This window comes from Pseudomonas frederiksbergensis (assembly GCF_003732275.1).
Taxonomy (GTDB): domain Bacteria; phylum Pseudomonadota; class Gammaproteobacteria; order Pseudomonadales; family Pseudomonadaceae; genus Aquipseudomonas; species Aquipseudomonas frederiksbergensis_H.
The window spans coordinates 184,513-191,721 of sequence record NZ_MOBM01000040.1; the positions used below are offsets into that span (position 1 = coordinate 184,513).

Sequence of the window (7,209 nt, forward strand, 5' to 3'; positions counted from 1 at the left end):
TAGCAGTCGTAAAACCATTGCATGCGGTGTACCTGATACACCGCGATTGCAGGTTTTGGGGCCGCTTCGCGACCCAACGGGGGCAAGCCCCCTCGCCACACAAGCCCGCTCCCACAGGGATTGTGGTTTTACTCACTATCATTAGTCGTCCCGCCAACGCGACTAACCAATCAGAGCCATCAACTGTTGACGCTGCGCATCCGTGAGCATCGGGCCGAAACCGGCACCGGCATTTTCCGCCATGTAGCGCGGGTTGCTCGTGCCGGGGATGACGCAAGTCACCGCCGGATGAGCCAGCAGGAACTTGAGCGCCAGTTGTGCCCAGCTATTGACCCCCACTTGCGCGGCCCATCCCGGCAGCGGTTTGCCTTTCAATCGAGCAAGCAAGCCACCGCCGCCGAAAGGCCGATTGCAGATCACTGCCACGCCACGTTCGCGACACAGCGGCAGGATTCGTTTCTCGACGCCGCGGTCGTCCAGGGCATAGTTGATCTGCAAAAAATCCAGCGGCTCGGCTTTCAACACGGCCTCCACTTCGTCGTAGGCCGACGCCGTGTAATGGGTGATGCCGATGTAGCGGATGCGCCCTTCTGCCTTCCATTGGCGCAGGGTGGGCAGGTGGGTTTTCCAGTCCAGCAGGTTGTGAATCTGCATCAGATCGATACGGTCGGTCTGTAACAGCTTGAACGACTGCTCCATCTGCGCAATGCCTTCTTCGCGACCCTGGGTCCAGACCTTGGTAGCCAGAAACGCAGGCGAACGAGGCCGATGGATCGACAGCAATTCACCGGTCGTTTGCTCGGCGCGACCGTACATGGGCGAGCTGTCGATCACCGTGCCGCCTTTCTCAAACAACGCGATGAGCACGGCGGGCAGTTGCTTGTAGGACGCGTCGGAAGGCGCGACATCAAAGCCGCGATAGGTGCCCAACCCGACCATGGGTAACGGCTCGTTGCTGGAAGGAATGGCTCGGGTCAGCATGTTCTTGCCTCCTGTTTCCGTCGACGGCGCCGATGCGGCAAAGGCCGGATCGAAGGTGAAGACTGCCGAAGCACCAGCAGCCAGCGTGAGTATTTTTCTGCGGCTGAAAACAATCATAGGCAAAGACCAATGCCAGTCAGTTTAGGTGCGCAACCTGTGGGAGCGAGCCTGCTCGCGAAGAGGGAGTGTCAGTCGAAATTAGTGTTGCCTGACACTCCGCATTCGCGAGCAAGCCCGATCCCATAGGGATTGCGTTTGATTGACGGGCATCGGGCACCTCTCCTGTACAGCTGAAATTACTGAACTACACTCTGGCGGCACTCAAGAAATAGCTGTCTCAAGGCCCAAAGCAGTCAATGTCGTCCACTAAACTTAGCCGAATGTCGCGAACCCTGGTGTTTCTCTTCGCTTTCATTGCAATTGCGTACCTGGTGCTCTGCGTCGCACTGTTCGTGTTTCAACGCGCCCTCATCTACTACCCGCAACCACGCGCCATCGATGCGCCCGAAACGCTGCTGACGCTGCAAGTCGCCGATGCGCAGGTGCTGGTGACCGTCAGGCCGCACGACGGCCCGAAGGCGTTGATCTACTTTGGTGGCAATGCCGAGGACGTTTCCCGCAGCCTGCCCGGGTTCTCGCAAGCCTTTGCGGATCATGCGATCTACTTGCTGCATTACCGAGGCTACGGCGGTAGTTCCGGGTCGCCTTCCGAGGAGGCGATTCAGCGCGATGCCATGAGCTTGTTCGACAAGGTTTACGACACCCATCCCCAGATCGCCGTGGTCGGGCGCAGCCTGGGTTCGGGCGTCGCCGTACGCCTCGCCAGTCAACGCCCGGCTTCGCGGCTGATCCTGATCACGCCCTACAACAGTCTTGAAGACCTCGCCGCACGCCAGTTCCGCGGGTTCCCGGTGAAATGGCTGCTTCGCGACAAGTTCGAATCCTGGAAATACGCCTCTCACATCACGGTCCCGACGCTGTTGATGGCGGCCGAACACGACGAAGTCGTACCGCGCTCAAGCACGGAGCGGCTCTACACGCATTTCGCCAAGGGCGTGGCCTCGCTGCAGGTCATACCGGGCACAGGCCACAATTCAATATCCGAGAGCCCCCAGTACCTGAAACTGCTAGGCGCCGCGTTGTAAGGGCCCGCAGGACGACTGGCACATCAGGGGACAGTCACAAAATCGACATCAACGCTTAACATTTTTTTTACATATGAACAGGCACGGTATACGGCGGCGGGCACTGCGCTCATGAGCACCGCGCAAGCCTGTGATTAACAACGGAGCAAGGCATGGAGCCTACAGTGGTATCAACCAAAAAAAATAAGCTGATCAACACACACTCAGGGGTGATTGTCATGCAAGGGCCTCCTTTGCAGAGGGCGGGGATTGGTCGCGCACAGGTGCAGGCCTCATGACGGTTCTGGTCACGGGCGCCGCCGGTTTCATCGGGTATCACACCGTCAAGCGTTTGTGTCGGGAAGGCCTTGAAGTGGTCGGTATCGACAATCTCAACGACTACTACAGCGTGGAACTCAAACATGCACGGCTCAAGGAGCTGGAATCCTTGCCGGGCTTTCGTTTCCAGCACCTGGACATCGTCGACAAACCGGCCTTGATGGCGTTGTTCAACGACCATGCTTTCACCGAGGTTGTGCACTTGGCGGCCCAGGCGGGCGTTCGCTATTCACTGGACAACCCGGACGTCTATGCGCAGTCGAACCTGGTGGGTTTCCTGAATATGCTGGAAGCCTGCCGGCACCACCGCCCCGCGCATCTGATCTATGCCTCGAGCAGCTCGGTGTACGGCACCAACCGCAAAATGCCGTTCAGCGTCGAAGACAGCGTCGATCATCCCATTTCGCTGTATGCCGCCACTAAACGGGCCAATGAACTATTGGCGCACAGCTACTGCCACCTCTATGGCCTGAAGGCCAGCGGCTTGCGCTTTTTTACCGTTTACGGACCTTGGGGGCGCCCCGACATGGCGCTGTTCAAGTTTACCGAGGCGATCATCAAAGGCTTGCCGATCGACATCTATAACCATGGCCAGATGTCGCGCGACTTCACCTACATCGACGACATCGTCGAAAGCATCGCTCGCCTGCGCTCAAAACCGCCGGTACCGAGCGAGCCCGGTGATGGCGCAAACCGAATCTTCAACATAGGCCGTGGCCAACCGGTGCCGCTGCTGGAATTCGTCGATTGCCTGGAATCGGCACTGGGCATCAAAGCCCAGCGTAATTTTCTGCCGCTACAGGCAGGCGATGTGGTCAAGACCTGGGCCGATATTTCGGCATTGGCCGAATGGGTCGATTTCCGCCCTCAGGTGGCGGTTGAAACAGGTGTAGCTGAATTTGTGAAGTGGTATCGCCACTTCTATCAGATATGAAACGTGAGCCCTTGATAATAAAAGACCAAGGAGCAAGGGGGACTCTATGAGCCAAGATATTTTTGTATCTGTATTGATTCCAGCAAAAAACGAAGCGAACAACCTCAAACCTTTACTTGAGGAAATCCATACCGCATTGGCCAATGAGGCTTACGAAATCATTGTCGTGGACGACGGCAGTACCGATTCCACCTTGCATGAACTGCGACAGATGAAAAGCAATGGCCTGAACACGTTGCGCATCCTGCGTCATGAGCGTTCGCTGGGGCAAAGCACCTCGCTCTACCATGCAGCGCTCGCGGCTCAAGGACAATGGCTGGCGACACTCGATGGCGACGGTCAAAACGACCCGGCGGACATCCCCGGGATGTTGGCGCTGGTGCGTGGTGAACAGGGTCTGGTCGACGTTCAGTTGGTGGCCGGGCACCGGGTCAACCGTCGCGATACCGCCAGCAAGCGCTGGGCCTCGCGTTTTGCCAATGGCCTGCGCAGCCGCCTGCTCAACGACGCCACCCCGGACACCGGCTGCGGGCTGAAACTGATCGAGCGTGCGGCGTTTCTACGCTTGCCGTACTTCGACCATATGCATCGGTTCATTCCTGCGCTGATCCAGCGTCACAACGGCCGCATGATCGTCCATCCGGTCAACCACCGCCCCCGCACGGCCGGTGTGTCCAAATACGGCAACATCGACCGCGCGCTGGTGGGCATTCTCGACCTGTTCGGCGTTTGGTGGCTAATCAAGCGCACACGGTTGAACACCAACGCACAGGAGATCGAAGGATGAACCTCTCCCGCGAAACCCTGTGGCTGGTGATCGGCTTCGGTGGCCAGATCGCCTTTACCGGGCGCTTCCTCTTGCAGTGGCTGTACAGCGAATACAAGAAACGCAGCGTGATCCCGGTGAGCTTCTGGTACCTGAGTATCGTCGGCAGCACCCTGCTGTTCGCTTATGCCATTTACCGGCAAGACCCGGTCTTCATTGTCGGCCAGGCCTTTGGCTCCATCGTCTATTTGCGCAACTTGCAATTGATTGCCCGCAGCAGACATTTAAAGGACTGAGCCATGCGCAAAACCCTATCGCCCGGCATCGAATGCCTGGGCTTGGTGCTGCTTGCCTTGCTATTAATTGGCGCCGGGCTGGGGCTGCGTCAACCGCAGAATGTGGACGAGGAACGCTTCCTCGGCGTGGCGCTGGAAATGCTGCACAACGGTGCGTGGTTCATCCCCCACCGCGCCGCGGAAATATACGGCGATAAGCCGCCGATCTTTATGTGGACGGTGGCGTTCTTCGCGTGGCTCACCGGCCTGCCCGCCCTCGCCCTTTATATTCCGGGGCTTTTGTCCGCCGCGACGGTCACGGCGGTGGTCTACGATCTGGGTCGCAGGCTATGGAATCAGCGCATCGGCCGGACGGCGGCGCTGTTATATCTGGCGACTTATCAGACGTACAGCATCCTGCGAACCGGGCAGATCGACAGCCTGTTGATTCTGTTCACGTCGCTCGGCCTGTACGGGCTGGCTCGGCATCTGCTGCTCGGGCCGGCCTGGCGCTGGTTCTATGTGGGCTGCGCCGCCATGGGCATTGGCGTGATCACCAAAGGGGTCGGCTTCGTCCCGGTCCTGATGCTGATTCCGTATGCCTACGCGGTACGCAAAAACTGGCCCGGTGTCGTGGCCATGCCTGGCGAGAAGCGCAAGTGGTTCCTGGGCTTGCTGGTCGCGCTCGGCGCCATCGCAATCTGGCTGCTGCCCCTGGCGCTTTCCATTGTGCTCAATGGCACCGCGGATGAAATCGCCTATGCGCGAGAAATCCTGCTGCGCCAGACGGCGGGACGCTATGCCGCCGCGTGGGACCACCGCGAACCGTTCTGGTATTTCTTCGTCCACGTGATTCCGCAATATTGGCTGCCATTGGTGCTGGCCCTGCCGTGGCTGGTGCCGGCCTGGCGCAGGCAACTGCGCAAACACGACGGTCGAGTGCTGGTGCTGCTGGGCTGGGTCGTGCTGGTGGTGCTGTTCTTCTGCCTGAGCAGCGGCAAGCGCAAGTTGTACATCTATCCGGCGCTGCCAGGGCTGGTGCTGGTGGCGGCGCCGCTGATTCCATGGCTGCTCAAGCGCTGGTTCGGCAAACGCCCACGCGGTCGGCGAATATTCCAGGGGCTGGTGGTGACCTGGTTTGTGCTGTGGTTTGCCCGCGGTTTCGTCGAGCCGATCAAGGAAGGTCGCAACCCCCATGAAGCGATAATGGCGCAGGCAGCGACCATGACCCACGGCGCCGACCTGGTGTTGGTTAACTGGCGCGAGGGCCACTGGTTATACGCCCGGCAGCCGATCGTGCATTTCGGCGTTAGAAACTCCTCGGTCGAACAAGCGGCGCAGTGGCTGCGCGACCACCGTGAGGCGTACGCCTTGGTCCCGGGCGCCGTGTTGAGCCAGTGTTTCAATCCTGAAGCTGCCCATGCGCTGGGCGAAACGTCTCGTGCGCAGTGGTCGATTGTAGGTGCCGATGCCGACAACGGTCGTTGCCATCCCGGACAGCCGCCCAAGGTCTATCGCTTCAGCTGGGACAAGGAAAAGTCATGAGCAAGAGATGGAAAACGGGAATATTTTTCATTGTTGTACTGCTTGGCGCCTACGCGGTTTCCGCACATTTCATGGTCCACCAGCAGCTGTATGCGCACTGGCAAAACCGCTGGCACGGCAATCAGGCGCCGGACAAAAACATCTGGTTGCCGGACTATAAAGCCGTGATCCAGGCCAAGCCTATTGCGAGCGTCACCGATTTGTCCGGCATCACCTATGACCCGGACCGGGATCGTCTGTTGGGGATCACCAATAGTTCTTCCATGGCGATTGTCACGCTGAGCCGTAACGGCGATCTGCTCGAACGTTATCCGCTGATCGGGTTCCAGGACACGGAAGGCATTGCTTACTTGGGTAAGGGGCGAGTGGTGATCGCCGATGAAATGTTGCAGCGACTGTACGTCGTCACTTTGCCGAGTACCCCTGGCCCCATCCATGCGGAAAATGCACCGTTTCTCGCCATCGAGATCAACCTGAGCGAACACAACAAGGGCTTTGAAGGCGTGACATATGATCCGGTCAATGATCGCGTCTTCGCGATCAAGGAACGCGACCCGCGGCAGCTGTATTCGGTCACGGGCATGCTCGCGTCCATCGACGGCTCGTTGCAGGTCCGCATCAAGGACTTGACGAACTGGATCGACCGCAGCGTCTTCGGCATGGACCTTTCCGAGGGTTACTATGATCCACGGACCGGTCACTTGCTGATACTGAGCGAGCAGTCCGACAACGTGACCGAACTCGACGAGAAAGGTAACTTCGTCAGCATCCGCTCACTGCTCGGTCTGACGGATGATCTCGAAAAAAACATACCGCAAGCCGAAGGCATGACCATGGACGCCGATGGCGAGCTTTACATTGTGAGCGAGCCCAACCTGTTCTACCGGTTCAGCAAATCGAAGGCCGCTGTGGCGCAGAGTCAGCAGAAGCATTAATGGTTTTGTGTTGGATGGGCCGGCCTCTTCGCGAGCAAGCCCGCTCCCACATTTGATCGGTGTTGGTCACAAATTTCGTGATCCCAGTAGATCCAGTGTGGGAGCGGGCTTGCTCGCGAAGAGGCCCGCAAGAACACCCTCAATCTTTCGTGGCCGTGCAGTGCCTGATTCACCGCCAATTCACCAGAGGTGGCGATTGGTTTTTTGTGTTGGGTGCGCTGGCCTCATCGCGAGCAGGCTCGCTCCCACAGGGGATCTGCTGTGCACCCATTTTTTGCGATCGTTCAGATCAAATGTGGGAGCGAGCCTG

At 58.7% G+C, this 7,209-nt stretch carries 7 protein-coding genes; 6 read left to right on the forward strand and 1 reads right to left on the reverse strand.

Features of this window, described 5'->3' with window-relative positions; all coding sequences use genetic code 11:
• Positions 1-162: 162 nt before the first annotated feature.
• Positions 163-981: an aldo/keto reductase gene (locus BK662_RS31925; protein ID WP_123360894.1), complete on the reverse strand. Its 819-nt coding sequence runs from the start codon at positions 979-981 to the stop codon at positions 163-165.
• Positions 982-1,337: 356 nt separating this feature from the next.
• Here BK662_RS31925 and BK662_RS31935 point away from each other — a divergent pair, with 356 nt between their 5' ends.
• From BK662_RS31935 to BK662_RS31960, 6 genes are all read left to right on the forward strand, one after another.
• The gene (locus tag BK662_RS31935) at positions 1,338-2,126 is read left to right on the forward strand and encodes an alpha/beta hydrolase (protein WP_123360895.1); all 789 of its coding nucleotides are present in this window, start codon (positions 1,338-1,340) and stop codon (positions 2,124-2,126) included.
• Between the two features lie 274 nt (positions 2,127-2,400).
• Positions 2,401-3,378, forward strand: a complete 978-nt coding sequence (locus BK662_RS31940) for an NAD-dependent epimerase (RefSeq protein WP_123360896.1) — start codon at positions 2,401-2,403, stop codon at positions 3,376-3,378.
• A 46-nt stretch (positions 3,379-3,424) separates the two neighbouring features.
• Entirely contained in the window at positions 3,425-4,165 is a 741-nt protein-coding gene (locus BK662_RS31945) for a glycosyltransferase family 2 protein (RefSeq protein WP_123360897.1), read from the forward strand.
• Entirely contained in the window at positions 4,162-4,440 is a 279-nt protein-coding gene (locus tag BK662_RS31950; RefSeq protein WP_123360898.1) for a lipid-A-disaccharide synthase N-terminal domain-containing protein, read from the forward strand. The genes BK662_RS31945 and BK662_RS31950 overlap by 4 nt, the downstream gene beginning before the upstream one ends.
• Positions 4,441-4,443: 3 nt before the next feature.
• Positions 4,444-5,964 carry an ArnT family glycosyltransferase gene (locus BK662_RS31955; protein ID WP_123360899.1) on the forward strand — a complete coding sequence of 507 codons (1,521 nt, stop codon included), beginning with the start codon at positions 4,444-4,446 and terminating at the stop codon, positions 5,962-5,964.
• Complete coding sequence (locus BK662_RS31960) at positions 5,961-6,899, forward strand: SdiA-regulated domain-containing protein (RefSeq protein ID WP_123360900.1); 939 nt, start codon at positions 5,961-5,963, stop codon at positions 6,897-6,899. Before BK662_RS31955 ends, BK662_RS31960 begins: the two co-directional genes overlap by 4 nt.
• Positions 6,900-7,209 lie beyond the last annotated feature (310 nt).